Below are 15986 nucleotides of genomic sequence, written 5' to 3' on the forward strand. Positions count from 1 at the left end.
GAATTTGATGGGTCCGTTGGGAGCTACGTAGCCCGCCTGCCGCTCGAAGACTTCCTGCTGGAACACGCCAAAAGGCGCACATCCCTGTGCAGGCTCGGCCGGCGACGTCCTGTCGCCTCACGGTTCCAGCAGGAAGTCTTCGAGCGACATGCTGCCAAGGCAGAAATCCCGAGCGTGTACCCCTGAGATCGAGGGTTGAGTGTTCCAGCTAGCCTCGGCTTTCACCGCGCACGGGGTGTACTGCCCCACCCCAGTACCACCCAATCTTCAGGATTCCTCGACGGGATTCAACCACCCTGCCCCAAAGCATGATTCGCCGCAACATAACCCCAAACAAACGAAGGCCCGACACTGCAACCGGCTCCCGGATAGGTCCGGCCCATTACGGATGCGGTGGAAACACCCGTGGCGTAGAGACCGGGAATCACCGATCCGTCCTCGCGCAGCACCCGCGCTTGCGTATCCGTCACCACGCCACCGTAGGTTCCGACATCACCCGGGAACACCTGCACCGCGTAGAACGGCCCGCGCTCGATCGTACCAAGGGTTTCCGAGGGCTTGTGGGTGAAGTCACCCAGCCAGCGGTCGTAGGCGCGGGCGCCGCGCTGGAAGTCGGCGTCATCGTTGTTGGCGACAAAGCCGTTGAAGCGCTCGATGGTGCCTTTCAGCACCGCGGGGTCGATGTCCAGTTGCGCGGCGAGACCATCGATCGTCATGGCGTTGATCAGATATCCCTCCGTGGTCCAGCTGAGGGGTTTCTTCGTGCCCGGCATGGTGCCCGCCAACATGTATTTCTTCATGTACTGGCTGTCGAAAATGGCCCAGCTGGGCACCGCGGGAACCTCTTTATTGCGATCGAGCATGCCCTGGCAGTAGGCCATATAGGAGCCGCCCTCGTTCATGTAGCGCACACCGCTCTGGTCCACCAGAATGCAGTGGGGCGCGGCGGTCATGTTCTGTACCCCCGGTTTGACGTCCAGTTCCTCGCTGCCTGGCGGCAGGGTCGTCTGGAAACCGACAAAGGTATCCATCTGGGCGATGGCGGCGCCGTGGCGCATCATTTCCTCGATCATCTCCCCGGTATCACCGGGGTTGGTGTTGGTCCACTTTACCGAGGTGCCGGGCTGGTACTGGTCGCGCATCCGCTGGTTGCGGGAGAAGCCGCCGGCGTTGACCAGCACACCGAGGCGCGCGCCAATGCGCCAGGGTTGGCCGTCCTTTTCGGTGAGGATGCCGGTAATGGCGCCATTTTCCTCGATCAGCTGTCCCACCGCCGTGTTCAGGCGGATATCCACGCCAGCACGCAGGGCAGCCTGTAACATGCGGCCCTGCAGCGCGGCGCCCGCTGCCACTGGCCGCCTGCCCATGAGTTTGGACAGGGTATTGGAGATACCGATCTTCAGCATGGTCTGCTTCGACTTCCAGGACTGCTTGAAATTGGGGATGAGCAGCATCTGGTCGAGCGGACCCGCCAGGGGCAGGAAGCTGGGGCGGAGCTTGTCGGCCCAGTCGCCCAGCTGGTTGGCGTCGAACACCCTTGCGACCACGGTACGTCCGCGCTCGGAGCCGCCGGGGCGGTCGTCGTAGTAGTCCGGCCAATAGGCCACGCGGTCCAGCTTGACGTCCTGGCGGACCAGGAATTCCACCATGCGCGGCGCCTCGCGAATGTAGGTGAGCCGGCGTTCACGGGTCGCGCCCGGCTGGTCGGGGTGGTCGCCGACAACGTTGTCGAGATAGGTGGCGGCCAGCTCCGGGCTGTCCTCGACACCATCGCGCTGCATGAACATGTTGTTGGGAATCCACATGACGCCGCCGGAGCGGGCGGTGGTACCACCCGCCAGTCCGGTTTTCTCAAGGATCAGCACGTCCTTGCCGGAAGCGCGCATGACCAGCGCCGCGCACATGGAACCGCCGCCGCAGCCGACCACTACGAAATCCCGTACCTCGTCGAAGTTACTCATGTTTGCGCTTCCCGGTTGTTATGTAAGAGTGCGGCGAAGGGACCCGCAGTCTACTCAGAACCCGATGTCGAGAACAGTGGCATCGAAACCGCTGTTGACGGTCTGCGATGCTTTCGCCAGCGACTCGCTCTCCAGGCCGGCGAGGTAACCGTCGATCAGGCGCTGGTAGTTGCTGATCATGCCCTCTCCAGGGAGCCCGTTGCCGCCCTTGCCCAGGCGCATGAACTCGAGGTTGTGCAGGCCTGTTTGCTGGATCGGCAGGTTGGAGTAGTCCTGGCGGGGAATCTCGGGGAAATCCTGGGAATCATAGGGCAGGATGGTCGGTTCCGTGGGCGTGTCCATGGCCTCGCCCTCGGGCGGAATCACCAGCGACCAGATTTCAAAGAAACAGGTTTCGGCAGTCAGCGGACGAATCCGGTAGGACGACATCGCTCCCATCATCGGCAGCAGGAAGAAGTGCGGGAACATGTATTCCACCGCGTGGAACTCCTGCGACTGGGCGACCTGCATCAGGTCGAAAATGGGCACGCCGCGCGCCTTCGCGTCCTCGGTTACCGCGGAATAGGCCGCGCCGTAGAACATCATGTTGGCCATGTCCGGGTCCTCCGGCACGTCCATGTCACGCAGCTTCTCCAACACGGCAACTTCGGTGTGATGCACCATGCCGGCCATACCGGTGCTCAGGCGGCCGAGGAAATCCGCGGTGAGGTTGACCACGTCGCGCGACGCCATGTCTTCATTCGGCATTACGCCCTCTGCATCCGGACCGTACTGGCGGCCCGCCTTGTAGGTGCGCTCGTGCAATTGCGGATGGGTCTGCATGACATGGTAACCCTCCTGGAAGGCTTCCAGGGCCAGTTTCCAGTTGGTCGGCAATACGGTCCCGTACCACCACTCCATGCGCAGCATGTCGGCGTTGCGGGCTTCCATCCGCTCGGCCACCGGGCCAAGGCATTCGCGCAGGCCGGGGGCCGCGTCGTCGAAGTTGATGAAGGCGCAACCGGCCCAGAAATCGATGCGTACCGGGGCGAGGTCGATCTCGGTTTTTTCCAGCAGTTCCGGTGAGAATATCTGCTTGCCGAAGACAAAGGTGCAGTCGCCCTCGGTGTTGAAACGCCAGCCGTGGAAGGGGCAGACAAAGCCGGCTTCCCCGCAGGTGCCGGGCCCGTGGACCAGTTTTACACCGCGGTGGCGACAGGCGTTGTGGAAGGCCTTAACGCCTTCCTTGCTGCGCACGACAATCACCGACCGGTCGAGAATTTCGTAGACGACGTAATCGCCGACCTCGGGAATTTCCTCGAGCCGGCAGGCCATCTGCCAGACGTGCGGCCATAGCTTCTCCTGTTCGAGCTTGAAGAAGGCTTCGTCGTAATAGCGTTGGGTGGGGATCAGTTCCGGGTGGGTGATACGGAACGGCACCGAATCGAGTTTGCTGCGGGTATCCTGGCTCATGGCGTGGCCTCCGGTCTTATAGCTCTGGCCGGCGATTCACAAGGGGGCTGGCAAAGTAGCCCTCCCGGACCTGACCGGTTGGCAGATGGTTTACCGCTCTCCGGATATGGAATCGCCACTTGAAAAACTGACGATCTATTATTAATTTAACGCTCCCGGGAGTCAATCCAAGCCCGTTACAAGTCTGTAATCGAACCCCCAGCTGCCCACAGGAACGCCCATGACCATAACAAACCCCGCAGAACCTGCCTTCGCCGCCGACAACCATCTCGGCGAAACACCGCTGTGGTCCGGGCGCGAGCAGGCGCTGTACTGGGTCAACTGCGAACAACCCCCGCAGGTGCACCGCTGGTATCCGGGAGAAGACCGCCACGACAGCTGGGACATGCCGGAACGCGTCGGCGGCATCGCCCTGAAAGCCTCCGGCGGACTGCTGGTGGTGCTCTCACATGGCATATACGACTTCGACCCGCTCAGCGGTTCACTTGAACTGCGCCTCGCGTCCCCGCTGCCGGCGCACATATCCCTGCACGAGACACTGGTCGACCGCCAGGGCCGGCTCTGGGTCGGCGCCTACGATCACCAGTTCACGCCGGACAACCGCGACGCCAAGGGCGGCTTTATCTTCCGCCTGGACGGCGATGTACTGACCCCGGTAGTGCCCGGGATCAGCGTGGCCAACGGCCTCGCGGTCAGCCCGGACAACACCGTCCTGTACTACGCGGACGCACCCACACGCACCGCCATGGCCTGCGACCTCGATCCGGCCAGCGGCGAACTGGGAGAACCCCGCGAATTCCTGCGCCTGCAGGACGGTGAGGGTTTCGTCGATGGCGCCACGGTCGACGCGGAAGGGGGCTACTGGCTGGCGGCAGTAGGCGCCGGCGCCATGCGCCGCTACCTGCCCGACGGCAGCCTCGACCGGGTGGTAAAGATCCCGGTATCCAACCCCACCAAGGCCGCGTTTGGCGGCGCCGGTCTCAACACGCTCTATGTCACCACGACCCGGCTGAAAATCGGCCCCGACGCCGAAGCCAACGGCGGAGTCTATGCGCTGGACGTCGGTGTCAGGGGCCTGCCGGAACCCGAATTCAGGGACTAGGAAGGCCGCGCGCAGCCCGCGGCGAGATCGACCATCTTGCCCGGGTTGAGGATATTGTCCGGGTCCAGCGCCTTTTTCAGGGTGCGCATCAGGGCCAGTTCTTCCGCGCTGCGGGTCATGTCGATGTAGGCCAGGCGACCCACGCCGATCCCGTGCTCCGCGGAAATGGAACCGTTAACGCTCTGTGCCGCACGGTAGACGCACAGGTCGAGGGTGTCGGCGATGCTTGCATCCATTTCGCCAATGGTCACCACGGCGTGCAGGTTGCCGTCCCCGACATGGCCATAAAATATCGCGTCGACATTGGGATAGCTGTCGGCAAAGTTCTGCCGCGCCGCTGCCACAAAGGCGGGCATGTCCGTCTGCCCCATGCTCACGTCATAGCTGCGGAAGGGGCGCATCGGCGCCAGGCCGTGCTGCATTTCCTCGCGGATATCCCACAACGCCTTGCGCTCGCGCTCCGACTGGGCGATCACCGCGTCCGCGACGACACCCTCTTCCAGCAACATTGCCAGCGCACGCTCGAACTGGGCGTCATCGCCCTCCTCGTCGCCGCCCATGGCTTCCACCAGCGCGTAGTAGGGAAAACCCAGGGGCAGCGGGCGGGCGCCGCCATTCACCTGGGATTCGCTCATGCGCTGGTAAAAATCCTCCCACATCAGCTCATAGGAGGAGAGCCGGCCGGACAGCGTGGTGCCGAGCGCCCGCAGCACCGCGATGCAGGCGTCAAAGTTTTCCATCGCCAGCAGGGCTGTCTGGCAGGTGGTGGGCAGCGGCCGCAGCCGCAGCACCGCGCGGGTGACGATACCCAGGGTGCCTTCGCTGCCGATCAGCAGGTGTTTCCAGTTGTAGCCAGCGTTGTCCTTGAGCATCTTGGTGAGCGAGGACACCACCGTTCCGTCGGCCAGCACGGCTTCCAGGCCGATCACCATGTCGCGCATCATGCCCCAGCGCAGCACCCGGTTGCCGCCGGCGTTGGTGCCGATCACTCCGCCGATCATCGCCGAACCGCGCGCGCCAAGGTCCAGTGGCAGCATGAGTTGCCCGGCCTCAGCGGCCTCCTGGGCGACCTGCAGGATGCAGCCGGCCTCGACAGTCATGGTCATGGCGCCATGGTCGATCTCCACGATGCGGTTCATGCGCTCCAGCGACAGCGCGATGCCGCCATCCGCGGGCACCGCAGCTCCGCAGGTGCCGGTCTGGCCGCCGATCACGGTGACCGGCGTGTGCGCCGCCGCGGCGATCCTGACCACCCCCGCAACCTCTTCGGTCGTGGCGGGTTTGACCAGGAACGCCGGGCTGGAGGCGTATTTCTGCGTCAGGTCCACCCGGTAGCGGGTGTCGATCGATTCGCCGGCGACCACGTATTTTGCGCCCACCACTGCCGCCAGCGCGGCCTGCATTTGCGTGTTGTTTTCGGAGCTCACTGAGCGTCTCCACTGTTGTTCGCGGCCAGGGCGCGGAAATTTTTCACGTCCTCGGCCATGCCGCGGCGGATGAAGCCGAGGTCGCTGCCCTGCACCACCAGTTGTACGCCGAGTTCGAGCAGGGCGCGGGTATAGTCATTGCCGAGGCTGGCGCTGGCGCTGATCCTGCCGTGCTGGCGGCAGGCCAGCGCAATCCTGCCGATGGCTGCCAACACCTCGTCGTGCATCTCCAGCACCGGGCCGAGGCCCAGGCCGAGGCCGAGATCCACCGGGCCGACAAACAGGCCGTCGATGCCGTCCACCGCGGCGATGGCGTCGAGGTTCTGCATACCCTCCGCGGTCTCGATCATGACGAAACACAGGGGCTGCGCCTGCACCGCCTCCTTGCCGTAGTAATTGCGGACCTTGCCGAAGGAGCGGAGACCGTCCGGCGGATAGCGCATGGCCTCGGCGGCGTGTTGCGCCTGCTCCACGGTCGACACCATGGGCACCACCACCCCGGCGGCGCCGAGGTCGAGCGCGCGCATGATCTGCACCTGGTCCACGCCTCCGACGCGCACCAGCGACGGCGTGCGGTTGAGGTCCATGGCCTGGATCAGCCCCCCGAGGCTGTCCCAGGTGGGACCGCCGTGCTGGGTATCGATCACCGCGCAGTCGTAGCCGCCGGCACCGATCATTTCGGCAGATATGTTGTTGGCAATGGCCATCCAGGTGGCGAAGGCGCTTTCACCGGCTTGTAGCCGCTCGGGGAGTGTGGCCATGGGGGCCTCCAGTAGTTGATAGATTGTTATTTAACACTGATTACTTTCCCCGCAAAGGGGCAAGGTAAGGTGCGTAATTCCGGCACTTGCTCCCGCGCATTTGCCAATTCCCTGCCCGCTCTCTTTGCTCTGGCATTAAACTGTTGTTTGGGGTAGATTAAACCCCAATAACTGACGACATGTTAGCTAACAATCAAACGGAAATAAACTCGGATCAATCGCCCGGTTGCATGCCGAGAGGAAGCACTCATGAGCCAGAATGCCCAGCCGACCTTCGAATACGATCCTTTCTCTCCGGATGTCATGGCTGACCCGCAGCCCTATTATAAGACGCTGCGCCGCGACCACCCGGTTTATTACTCGGAAAAGTACGACGGGTTTTTTATCTCCCGTTTCGCCGACGTGGTGGAGATGCTTGCCCACGACACCGACAATACCCTGATGGAGAGCGAGGGCTCCCTGCCCACGCCGAAGGCCCTGCGCCAGCACAACAATGGCGCGCCGGAACTGCCGCCGGACGATCCCTTCCCGCTGGTGCAGAAAATCGGCATGCCCGCCTATGCCCAGGTGCGCAACGCCCAGATCAAGCCGATCATGCCGGGCACGGTGCGCAAGCTGGCCGACTTCGTGCGGGCGCGCGCCAAAGAGCGCCTGGACGAATTGCTGCCCACCGGCACGTTCAACCTGACCAGGGACTTCGGCGGCTACGTGTCGTCCAATGTCATGATGCACCTGCTGGGCATGCCCAAAGAAGAAGCGGCCTTTTGCCTGGATATCGTCAACTCGGGCACCCGCACGGACCCGGAACTCGGTGGCTTCGACTCCGCCGCGGTGGCCCAGCAGGCGATTGCGCATTACATGCCCTACATCCAGGCGCGCTTCGACGCCGGCGCCGACGGCAGCGTGCCGATGGTGGACGGCCTGATCAATTACCGCTACAACGGCCGCCCCCTCAGTGTCGCCCAGGTCGCGCAGAACCTGGTGTGCGCGTTTATCGGCGGTATCGAATCGGTACCCAAGGTCACCGCTCAGGGCCTGAAGGCGCTCGCCGACAACCCGGCGCAGCTGGACGCTGTGCGCGCGGACCTCGAGACCAACGTGCCGGTCGCGGTAGAGGAAATGCTGCGTTTCTGCGCACCCGCCCAGTGGTTCATGCGCACCGCGCACAAGCCGGTGACGATTGCCGGCCAGGACATCAAGCCGGGACAGCGGCTGTTTTACCTGGTGGGTTCCGCACTGCGCGACGAGAACGAGTTCCCCAACCCGGACCAGTTCCAGTGGGACCGGGAGATCAAGCGCAACCTCGCCTTCGGCCACGGCGTGCATTTCTGCCTCGGCGCACACATCGCCAAGCTGGAAGTAAAGATCATGGTGCAGGAGTTCCTGCGCCGGGTGCCCAACTACAGCTTTGACATGGAAAACGCCCTACGGCCGCCCTCCAGCTTCCAGATCGCCTGGAACGTCCTGCCCGTGGTAATTGGCGAAGGGGCGCACTGAAGCGCTCACCCGGACGATGACACGCGGCAATACCATGCTGGTGGTCGGCGCCACCGGCGTGGTCGGTGAAGCCGCCCTCCATCACTTTGCCGCCGCGCCGGGCTGGGATGTCGTCGGCATCTCACGCCGCTCCCCGGAACCTGCCGCAAACGGCGGCTTCCACCACCTGCAACTCGACCTCACGGATGCGCCGGCCTGCGCCGCGGCAACCCGCCAGCTCGCAGCCGTTACCCACGTCATCTTCGCCGCGGTCGCGGAACAGCCCGGCCTGGTCTCCGGCTGGCGGGACCGGGAGCAGATGCAACTCAATCTCGCCATGCTGTCGAACCTGCTCGACCCCCTGTGCGAATCCGCCCCGGGACTCCGCCATGTCGCCCTGCTGCAGGGCGCCAAGGCGTACGGCGCCCATGTGGGCCATACGCCGCCACTGCCGGCAAGGGAGGACGCCCCGCGCGACCCGCACGAGAATTTCTACTGGTTACAGGAGGATTTCCTGCAGGAGAAAGCCACACAGCACGCCTTCCACTGGACGATTTTTCGCCCCCAGGTGATTATCGGCGCGGCAACCGGCGCAGCCATGAACCCGCTGTTGCCAGTGGTCGCCTATGCCGCCATTCGCCGCGAGGAAGGCAAACCCTTCAGCTACCCCGGCGGCGCCATCCAGATTGCCGAACTGGTGGATGCCGGCCTCCTGTCGCAAGCTTTCGAATGGGCGGCAGGCGCGGACAGCGCGCGAAACCAGGTCTTCAATTTCACCAATGGCGACGTGTTCGCCTGGCGCAGTGCCTGGCCGGCGCTGGCCGAGGCGCTCGGCGTGCCACTGGGACCCGATGAACCGATGCGCCTTTCACAGTACCTGGAAGACCGCAGCGATATCTGGGATCACATCGTCAGGCGTGAAAACCTGCGCCCGCTGCCGCTGGCGAGATTTCTCGGCCAAAGCCACCACTACGCGGATATCCTGATGCGCGCGGACGCCGGGGAAATCAGCTACCCGACCCTGCTCTCGACCATCAAACTGCGCCAGGCCGGTTTTGCCGGGTGCGTCGACAGCCACGCTGCCCTGCGCAACTGGATTGCGATCATGCGAGAACGACGACTGATTCCCTGAAGCCTGGTAATCCGTCGCTCACTGCTGAGGCTGTGCGCGCCAGACTGCCTGCAGCAGGACAGCGGGGTGCCGCCGCACCCCGGTACAGACGACAGACTCAGGCCGTTGCGGCGAGCGCCGGGGCCTCGGCCCCGGAGGATTCCGGACCGACAAAATCGCCCGGGAAACGACCGGTGACCGCGCCGTTGTCAAAGGTCGGCACACCGTTCACGAGGGTCAGCAACATCGGCGCGGGTGCGCGGGTGTAGCGGTAGGTGCGGCCACCCTGCCCATCCCACACGTCCCAGATGCGCTCCTCTGGACGGCGTTCGACTTCCTGCAGGTTGAATACAGCAATATCAGCTATTTTGCCCTCGGCGATCAGGCCGCGTTGCGGCAGGCCGAAGAAATCAGCCAGTTTACCGGTCATCACGTGAACTGCTTCCTCGATGCTCAGCAGCTTGCGGTCGCGAACGAAATCGGTGAGCAGGAGGATGTTGTCACCGTATCCGCAGAACATCTTGCCGTGGGCGCCGCCATCGGAAATATTGCCCACCGAGCGCGGGTCGCGCAGCATTTGCACCAGCAGTTCCTCGTTGCGCTCCCAGGAGCGCTTCAGCAGCACGGATTCCGGGCCATTGTTCAGCACCCACCGGGCCAGCGCGTCCGAGGCGTGCTCGATACCGGTTTGCGCCATGTAGTCCGCCAGGGTCACGCCCACCGGGCCGTAACCGGTTTCGCTCTCCTTCAGGGTCAACGCCGCGGGATCGTGCAGGTAGGAGTGGGCGTACTGCTTGTTCCAGGACTCCCGCGCACGGTCCAGCCACACCGGGTCGGTCAGCATCCTGCTTTTTGCCTCGTATCCCTCGGTGTCGATCAACTCCTGCCAGACCTGGTTACCGTTCTGGGCGAATACCAGCGAACGGCAGAAGTTGATGACGGAGGTCGGGGACACGTGATGATAACCGGTCCAGTTATCCTTGCCCTCGGCCTTGAAGCGCTCGTGCACCGCCAGCGATTTCCGGGCGATTTCCGACTGGAACTGCAGCGTCGGCACACCCACCCACTGCAGGCGGACACCGGCCTGGTGAGCGAGATTCCCCACCCGCTCACCCTGCTCGGGACCAGTCATGCGCATGTAGTGATCGACGATTACCTGGGCTGTCGCGCCAGGGTACTTCGCCACGACCTTGAACAGGGCGAGGAACTCAGCGTCGTCCGCCAGTTGCGAAGGCAGCGGTCGGTCGTGCTTGTCGTAATCCAGGTGGTTGGAGGACAGCCCCATAGCGCCGGCGCGCATGGCGTCATCCAGCAGGTCACACATCTGGGCGATTTCATCGGCGGTGGCGGCGCGCTCCCAGGCGGCCTCACCCATCACGTACAGGCGAATCGGGATGTGCCCGCAAAAGGCGGCGAAATTGACCGGGGTTTTGACGTTGCGCAGGAAAGACGCCTTGTACTCGCTCCAGGTCTGCCAGTCCCAGGGCACGAGCTTTTTCATTGGCGCCTCGGGAATATCCTCGAAGAAATTGAAGATGTCGATGACATCGTTCTGGATGTCCGGCTTCGCCGGGGCCATGGAGAAACCGCAGTTGCCGTTGATCGACGTGGTGATGCCATAGGCCGCTGCCGGCTCCATCATCGGCGACCACCAGACGCCACCATCCCAGTGGTTGTGGGTTTCGATAAAGCCGGGTGTAACAAGGCAGCCAGTGGCGTCGACCACCCGCTCCCCGGAGCCCGCAGTGAGGTTCTCGCCGATCTCGACGATCCGGCCTTCATTGACCCGCACGTCCGCCTTGTAGCTGGCGGCGCCACTGCCGTCGACGACGGTGCCGTTCTTGATCAGGATTTTAAAGTTCATGGCTGCCTCGCCCGCAGGATTATGATTTGGCGGAAAACTAGCATTTAATTGACTCTCATTCAATTATTTGAGTAACGGACCTGACACTCCACGGCTGAATAACAGCGGTTTCCATTATCACCGTATCGCATAATGACATTAAGTATCCGTAATCAGGCACCAGCCAATCACCTCGCCGCCTGCAAGCAGGGCGGGAAAGCATCTTGCACGGGCGGCTAATATTGACTAATGTTCAGTTTTTAATAATAAACTGATAGCGTGGTGGCCGCGTGGACCAGGCGATAACGGAACTGCTCGCGAAGCAGGCAATTACCGAGACCCTCTACCGGGTCGCCCGCGGCACCGATCGCGGCGACGTCGAACTCTATACCTCTTGCTTCCATGAAGACGGCGAGGATTTCCACGGCCTCTGCAATGGCCCGGTACAGAACATCGCCGCCAACCTCGCCCGCTCGCCCCTGCTGTTCACCCAGCACGCCATTTCCAATGTCCTGGTCGAATTCGAATCCGCCGATGTCGCCTGGGTGGAAAGTTGTTTCCAGTCCTTCCACCAGGGCAAAAACGTCGATGGCAGCCTGCGCGACGAGGCGATAATCGGCCGCTACTTCGACCGCTTCGAACGCCGCGGCAACGGCCCCTGGAAAATCGCCCGGCGCGTCGTATTGTGGGACTGGTCCAGGGTCGAACCCGCCAGCAAGGACACCTGGATCGACCAGGTCCGCCAGCGCCCCGGCACTGACGACCTGTTCATCTTCGGCCGCCGCGACCGCGAGGACATGGTCTACACCCGCAGGCTACCCCCGGAACTCAGCGACCGGGACACCTGATGGACCAGCGGGTATATATTCTCGACGAGATCACCGTCAAACCCGGCGTTTGCCAGCAGTACCAGGCGCTTTACCGCGATGAATACATGCCCGAAGCCCGGCGCCGGGGTATGCGACTCGAGGGTGCCTGGCAACATCCCCCGGTGGAGGAATTCGCCGGCCACGCCACCACCCTGTACTACCTCTGGTCAGTCGAGGATGTACCGGCCTGGTGGGCCATGCGCCTGAGTCGCAGCCCGGATGGTACGGACGAACGCCTCGCCAAGCTGGCCTGGTGGCAAAAAAACGATGCACTGACAGAAAGGCGCGAGCGCAAATTTCTCAGCGCACTGCCGGAAGCCGGCTGAGCCATGTTCGTCCTGCTCCTGGACATCACACTGCCACCGGAACATGCCGTGGCCGCGCTGGCCACAACGCTGGCCCCCGCTCTAGCCACGCTACCGGCACTCGCCGACCACTGGGTTGCCCCCACAATGCCCGCACTGAGCGCCAACGCCGGACAGCTGGTGGCACGCCTGGTGTTTGCCGATGAACGCCGCGCGCAACACGCCGAAACCAGCCGTGAGTGGCGCGAGCACGTCAGTCCCCTGCTGACGGGAACCCAGGTAGCGCGGGTCGGCTATTCCCCGATAATGAGCGGCGCCGCCGAGGGCGGGCCGGGAATCTGGCGTGCACTGCTGGTAAAGGTTTTGCACGGCACCCCCGCGGCTCAGGTCGCGGCCTTCGAGCGGGATTTGCTGCTTATGCCGGACCATGTCAGCACCATCCGCAGTTGGAGCCTGGGATCGGTTACCAGCCAGGCCGAGCCCGGGGCCTTCACCCATGTGTGGGAACAAGAGTTCGACGACGCGGCGGGCTTTACCGGTGAATACATGCACCACCCGGTGCACTGGGGGGTTGTCGACGGCTGGTTCGACCCCGAGACCGCCCACTGCATCGTCGCCCCCCTGATGGTGCAACTTGTCGGGTCGACAGAAAGGCCACTGATCCAATGAACCCACCTCATCCAGCCGCTGGATGGGCTCACTCAATTTTTCGCGCGCCGACGCGCAGGGAGCATGCATGAGCAGTAAACCTTTTCGCGTGGCAATCGCCGGCGCCAACCCGCAGCGCGGCTGGGGGCGGGACGCGCACCTGCCGGCACTACAGGCCTTGCCCGGATTCTCCGTAGCCGCAGTCTCGGCGCGGGAGCAGTCGATCGCCGACGCAGCGGCGAAAACCTTCGGTGCGCAGCGCGCCTACGGCAACACCCTGGGCATGGTGGAGGACCCGGAGGTCGACCTGGTTGCGGTGACGGTCAAGGTTCCTGAACATCGCGCGATCGTTCTCGCTGCGCTCGCCGCGGGCAAGCACGTCTATTGTGAATGGCCCCTGGGCATCGATCTCGCCGAAGCACAGGAGATGGCCGCAGCCGTGCCAGCAGCTTGCCGCGCCTTCATCGGCCTGCAGGGCCTCTACGCGCCCGCACTGCGCCAGGCATCCGGCTACATCCGCGAGGGCCGCATCGGCAGGCCCCAGGTGCTGCGGGTATACAGCACGGCGGGCGCCTGGGGCACCGAAGTACCGCCCTTCTACGCCTACCTGCAGGACAAGCGCACCGGTGCAACGATGGAAACCATCGGCGGCGGGCACACGCTGGCAGCCATCGAGTCCCTCGTCGGCCCCTACGTCGAGGTGGATGCCCGCAACAGTATCCAGCACCCGAGGGTACGAATCGCCGGCAGTGACGAATGGGTGGAGCGCAGTTGTGCGGACCACATGCTGGTACTCGGTCGCCACGCCGGCGGCTGCGTCTCCACGCTGGAAGTGGTCGGCGGCAGGGTCAAGCGGCCGGTGCTGTTCGAGATCGAAGGCGAATCCGGGTGGATTCGCGTCAGCGGCACGGAACCGGGCACCTACCAGATCGCGCCGCTGCAACTGGAAGCGAGCTTCGAGGCCGGGCCGCCGCCCGCGGCGGCGGTGCCGGCGCTGGCGGGACCGGCAGCCAATGTCGCGGAAATTTACGCACGCATCAGCGAGGACCTGGACAAGGGCAGCAGCAGCGCACCCGGATTCACCGAGGCAGTTCGACTGAGCCGCCTGCTGCTGGCCATCGACACCGCCTCCGCGACCGGCGCGCGCCAGAGTCTCTAGCAGGTCGAGGGCCTGCGGCGCCGGGAAAACCGCTGGCGCCGCTAGACGGTCGCTACCGGTGTGGCCGGTGAGCCCACCGCGCCGGGCAGTTTCAGCGGCGGCGCCGTCAACAGGAAGGCACTGCGCCGGTTGGCCCGCAGCCAGGCTGCCAGTTCGCCGAACCACCACAACTCGCCCAGATGGATACCCAGCTTCACCAGGCAGTGCTCGTGCAGGGGCAACAACGCGGCGTCCTCACAGCGCTGAACCCCCTCAATTTTCTCCACCATCGGGTTGTCGGCACAGATCGCCGCGAGGCCGGATTCATCGATCCAGCGCAACAGGGCGGGATCTCCGCCCTGCAGGCCGGGACAGACAGCGAGTGCCTCCATGTCCACATCGGCGCCGTCGCGGAGCAGGAGATCGGCATAACCGGTATAGAGGCAGAGGAAATCGCCCTCCCGGACCTCCGCGCCTTGCGCCTGCATGGCGGCCTGCAGGCCCTCGAAATCGACGAGTTGGTGCGGACCCCTGCCATAGTCGCGAATATCCACCAGCACGCCCCTGCCCTGGACACCGGTCATGGCGAGATGCTCGATGCCCAGCGCGAGGGCGCGCGGCTCGCGGTCCGGACCCGGCTGGACGAAATCCCGGTCGGAACGGAAGCCGTTGTAGAAGATATGCTCCGCCACGCCGTCGCCGTCGGCGTCGAAGCGTATCCCGTAGTGACTGAGGCCGTCCCACTGGGTGGAATACTGCAGGTCCATGGTGACCCGGTCGTCGTTGACCACGTCGATGGCGCCGACCACTGTCCAGTCGTACATGGTGCGACCATCGCGGGCGATGGTCGGTTCAAGGCTGGGCGCGTGGCGCCCGGGGAAAATACCGCCGCGCGGGTGGTCCAGCGGCAGGCTGAGGACAAACACCCGCCCCTCCCTGGCTTCGGCGAGCGCCTGTTGGCGATGCCGCGGGGTAATCAGGTTCATACGGCCAGTGCGGTCGTCATCGCCAAACTCACCCCAGTTGGCCCCTTCCGGCTTCTTTAACCAGCGGTTCATTGTTGCTTTCCTTACCCCTCCCGGGGGACTGTTATTGTTGGCCGAAGCCGATTGTTAATTGTCGGCACGGCGACGAGCCGCCAGGGCCCGCAAGCCCGCGCCCAGCACGACTTTGGTGCCGGCCACGAATTCCGGCGTGAGCGTCTCACCCTGCAGGTAAAGACGGGTGTGCAGCGGGCTGACCACATGGGTCCAGCAATGCCCCACTGACGGCATCGACACCAGCTCTCCGCGCGCCAGCGCGCGCTGCAAAATGGTTCGCAACATGGCTATGCGCGGCCCGGCAAACATCTCACCCACGGCCATCCGCAGGCTTTCCGGCGCACGCGGGCCACTGGCCTCCGCGGCGGCGACATCCTCCAGGCTCTGCAGTGCGCCCACCAGGTAGTCGACAAATTCAGCGATATCGCCGTCCAGGCTCCCGCTGTCGATGTCCAGCGGCTCCGGCTGGATCGAGCGCAGTACTGCGAGCACCAGGTCATCGGACGTTGCCCAGCGCCGGTAGAGGGTGGCGGAAGACACGCCAGCCCGACTGATGACACTGTGCATGGTGAATTCGCCATAACCCTGCTCGACCAGGACCTCCAGCGCCGCGGCCAGAATGGCATCGTCCACCGCCGGGTCGCGCTGGCGCCCGGGGCGGCGGTTTCCCACGTCCTCAGGCATGTCTGCAAGTTCCGCAGTGTAGCGGGTCGTACTGTCCATGCAGGACCGGAAGATTAAATTGCATCCAGATCGCCAATTTTCAATTACTGACACATTGTAAATTATTCTATATCGAAACATAATAGTTTCGATATTGCCAGAGCGGTCGCTGTGACACCGCTGCCGATAA

The 15986-nt window shown here is 63.9% G+C and carries 14 protein-coding genes; 7 read left to right on the forward strand and 7 right to left on the reverse strand.

The genetic code is table 11. From position 1 onward, the window contains the following. Window positions 1–287: 287 nt before the first annotated feature. Together ACNKU3_RS09070 and ACNKU3_RS09075 are read right to left on the reverse strand one after the other, a co-directional pair. Window positions 288–1961 carry an FAD-binding protein gene (locus ACNKU3_RS09070; protein WP_418259127.1) on the reverse strand — a complete coding sequence of 558 codons (1674 nt, stop codon included), beginning with the start codon at window positions 1959–1961 and terminating at the stop codon, window positions 288–290. Window positions 1962–2015: 54 nt separating this feature from the next. Continuing rightward, window positions 2016–3413 (reverse strand): aromatic ring-hydroxylating oxygenase subunit alpha, encoded by a 1398-nt coding sequence (locus ACNKU3_RS09075; RefSeq protein ID WP_418259128.1) that lies wholly within the window; start codon window positions 3411–3413, stop codon window positions 2016–2018. Between the two features lie 220 nt (window positions 3414–3633). Between ACNKU3_RS09075 and ACNKU3_RS09080 the strand changes: the two genes are divergently transcribed. Then, on the forward strand, window positions 3634–4515 hold the full coding sequence (locus tag ACNKU3_RS09080) for an SMP-30/gluconolactonase/LRE family protein (RefSeq protein WP_418259129.1): 882 nt from the start codon (window positions 3634–3636) through the stop codon (window positions 4513–4515). On the opposite strand, the gene ACNKU3_RS09085 is transcribed toward ACNKU3_RS09080, so the two are convergent. Continuing rightward, window positions 4512–5942, reverse strand: a complete 1431-nt coding sequence (locus ACNKU3_RS09085) for an FAD-binding oxidoreductase (RefSeq protein WP_418259130.1) — start codon at window positions 5940–5942, stop codon at window positions 4512–4514. The genes ACNKU3_RS09080 and ACNKU3_RS09085 overlap by 4 nt on opposite strands. Continuing rightward, window positions 5939–6703, reverse strand: coding sequence for an HpcH/HpaI aldolase family protein (locus tag ACNKU3_RS09090; RefSeq protein ID WP_418259131.1), 765 nt, complete (start codon window positions 6701–6703; stop codon window positions 5939–5941). Before ACNKU3_RS09090 ends, ACNKU3_RS09085 begins: the two co-directional genes overlap by 4 nt. A 249-nt stretch (window positions 6704–6952) precedes the next feature. On the opposite strand from ACNKU3_RS09090, the gene ACNKU3_RS09095 reads away from it, so the two are divergent. Together ACNKU3_RS09095 and ACNKU3_RS09100 are read left to right on the forward strand one after the other, a co-directional pair. Further along, window positions 6953–8200 (forward strand): cytochrome P450, encoded by a 1248-nt coding sequence (locus ACNKU3_RS09095; RefSeq protein ID WP_418259132.1) that lies wholly within the window; start codon window positions 6953–6955, stop codon window positions 8198–8200. A gap of 16 nt (window positions 8201–8216) precedes the next feature. Further along, entirely contained in the window at window positions 8217–9311 is a 1095-nt protein-coding gene (locus tag ACNKU3_RS09100) for an SDR family oxidoreductase (RefSeq protein WP_418259133.1), read from the forward strand. Between the two features lie 97 nt (window positions 9312–9408). Here ACNKU3_RS09100 and ACNKU3_RS09105 read toward each other — a convergent pair whose 3' ends face one another. Continuing rightward, entirely contained in the window at window positions 9409–11154 is a 1746-nt protein-coding gene (locus tag ACNKU3_RS09105; protein WP_418259134.1) for an N-acyl-D-amino-acid deacylase family protein, read from the reverse strand. A gap of 269 nt (window positions 11155–11423) precedes the next feature. On the opposite strand from ACNKU3_RS09105, the gene ACNKU3_RS09110 reads away from it, so the two are divergent. From ACNKU3_RS09110 to ACNKU3_RS09125, 4 genes are all read left to right on the forward strand, one after another. Further along, window positions 11424–11981 carry a nuclear transport factor 2 family protein gene (locus tag ACNKU3_RS09110; protein ID WP_418259135.1) on the forward strand — a complete coding sequence of 186 codons (558 nt, stop codon included), beginning with the start codon at window positions 11424–11426 and terminating at the stop codon, window positions 11979–11981. Then, on the forward strand, window positions 11981–12328 hold the full coding sequence (locus ACNKU3_RS09115) for a hypothetical protein (RefSeq protein WP_418259136.1): 348 nt from the start codon (window positions 11981–11983) through the stop codon (window positions 12326–12328). The genes ACNKU3_RS09110 and ACNKU3_RS09115 overlap by 1 nt, the downstream gene beginning before the upstream one ends. Before the next feature lie 3 nt (window positions 12329–12331). After that, entirely contained in the window at window positions 12332–12976 is a 645-nt protein-coding gene (locus ACNKU3_RS09120; RefSeq protein ID WP_418259137.1) for a Dabb family protein, read from the forward strand. A gap of 67 nt (window positions 12977–13043) precedes the next feature. Beyond that, window positions 13044–14114 (forward strand): Gfo/Idh/MocA family protein, encoded by a 1071-nt coding sequence (locus ACNKU3_RS09125; protein WP_418259138.1) that lies wholly within the window; start codon window positions 13044–13046, stop codon window positions 14112–14114. A 41-nt stretch (window positions 14115–14155) separates the two neighbouring features. Here ACNKU3_RS09125 and ACNKU3_RS09130 read toward each other — a convergent pair whose 3' ends face one another. Next, on the reverse strand, window positions 14156–15151 hold the full coding sequence (locus tag ACNKU3_RS09130; protein WP_418259139.1) for a cyclase family protein: 996 nt from the start codon (window positions 15149–15151) through the stop codon (window positions 14156–14158). 54 nt (window positions 15152–15205) lie between these two features. Then, entirely contained in the window at window positions 15206–15817 is a 612-nt protein-coding gene (locus tag ACNKU3_RS09135) for a TetR/AcrR family transcriptional regulator (RefSeq protein ID WP_418259140.1), read from the reverse strand. Between the last annotated feature and the right edge of the window lie 169 nt (window positions 15818–15986).

Origin of the sequence: Haliea sp. E17, from assembly GCF_048323675.1 — a bacterium.
Taxonomy (GTDB): domain Bacteria; phylum Pseudomonadota; class Gammaproteobacteria; order Pseudomonadales; family Halieaceae; genus Mangrovimicrobium.

What these genes read in the sequence shown, in the direction of transcription:
- ACNKU3_RS09070 (WP_418259127.1), bottom strand. Translation starts at nt 1,961, where the DNA reads ATGAGTAACTTCGACGAGGTACGGGATTTCGTAGTGGTCGGCTGCGGC.
- ACNKU3_RS09075 (WP_418259128.1), bottom strand. Translation starts at nt 3,413, where the DNA reads ATGAGCCAGGATACCCGCAGCAAACTCGATTCGGTGCCGTTCCGTATC.
- ACNKU3_RS09080 (WP_418259129.1), top strand. Translation starts at nt 3,634, where the DNA reads ATGACCATAACAAACCCCGCAGAACCTGCCTTCGCCGCCGACAACCAT.
- ACNKU3_RS09090 (WP_418259131.1), bottom strand. Translation starts at nt 6,703, where the DNA reads ATGGCCACACTCCCCGAGCGGCTACAAGCCGGTGAAAGCGCCTTCGCC.
- ACNKU3_RS09095 (WP_418259132.1), top strand. Translation starts at nt 6,953, where the DNA reads ATGAGCCAGAATGCCCAGCCGACCTTCGAATACGATCCTTTCTCTCCG.
- ACNKU3_RS09100 (WP_418259133.1), top strand. Translation starts at nt 8,217, where the DNA reads ATGACACGCGGCAATACCATGCTGGTGGTCGGCGCCACCGGCGTGGTC.
- ACNKU3_RS09105 (WP_418259134.1), bottom strand. Translation starts at nt 11,154, where the DNA reads ATGAACTTTAAAATCCTGATCAAGAACGGCACCGTCGTCGACGGCAGT.
- ACNKU3_RS09115 (WP_418259136.1), top strand. Translation starts at nt 11,981, where the DNA reads ATGGACCAGCGGGTATATATTCTCGACGAGATCACCGTCAAACCCGGC.
- ACNKU3_RS09120 (WP_418259137.1), top strand. Translation starts at nt 12,332, where the DNA reads ATGTTCGTCCTGCTCCTGGACATCACACTGCCACCGGAACATGCCGTG.
- ACNKU3_RS09125 (WP_418259138.1), top strand. Translation starts at nt 13,044, where the DNA reads ATGAGCAGTAAACCTTTTCGCGTGGCAATCGCCGGCGCCAACCCGCAG.
- ACNKU3_RS09130 (WP_418259139.1), bottom strand. Translation starts at nt 15,151, where the DNA reads ATGAACCGCTGGTTAAAGAAGCCGGAAGGGGCCAACTGGGGTGAGTTT.
- ACNKU3_RS09135 (WP_418259140.1), bottom strand. Translation starts at nt 15,817, where the DNA reads ATGCCTGAGGACGTGGGAAACCGCCGCCCCGGGCGCCAGCGCGACCCG.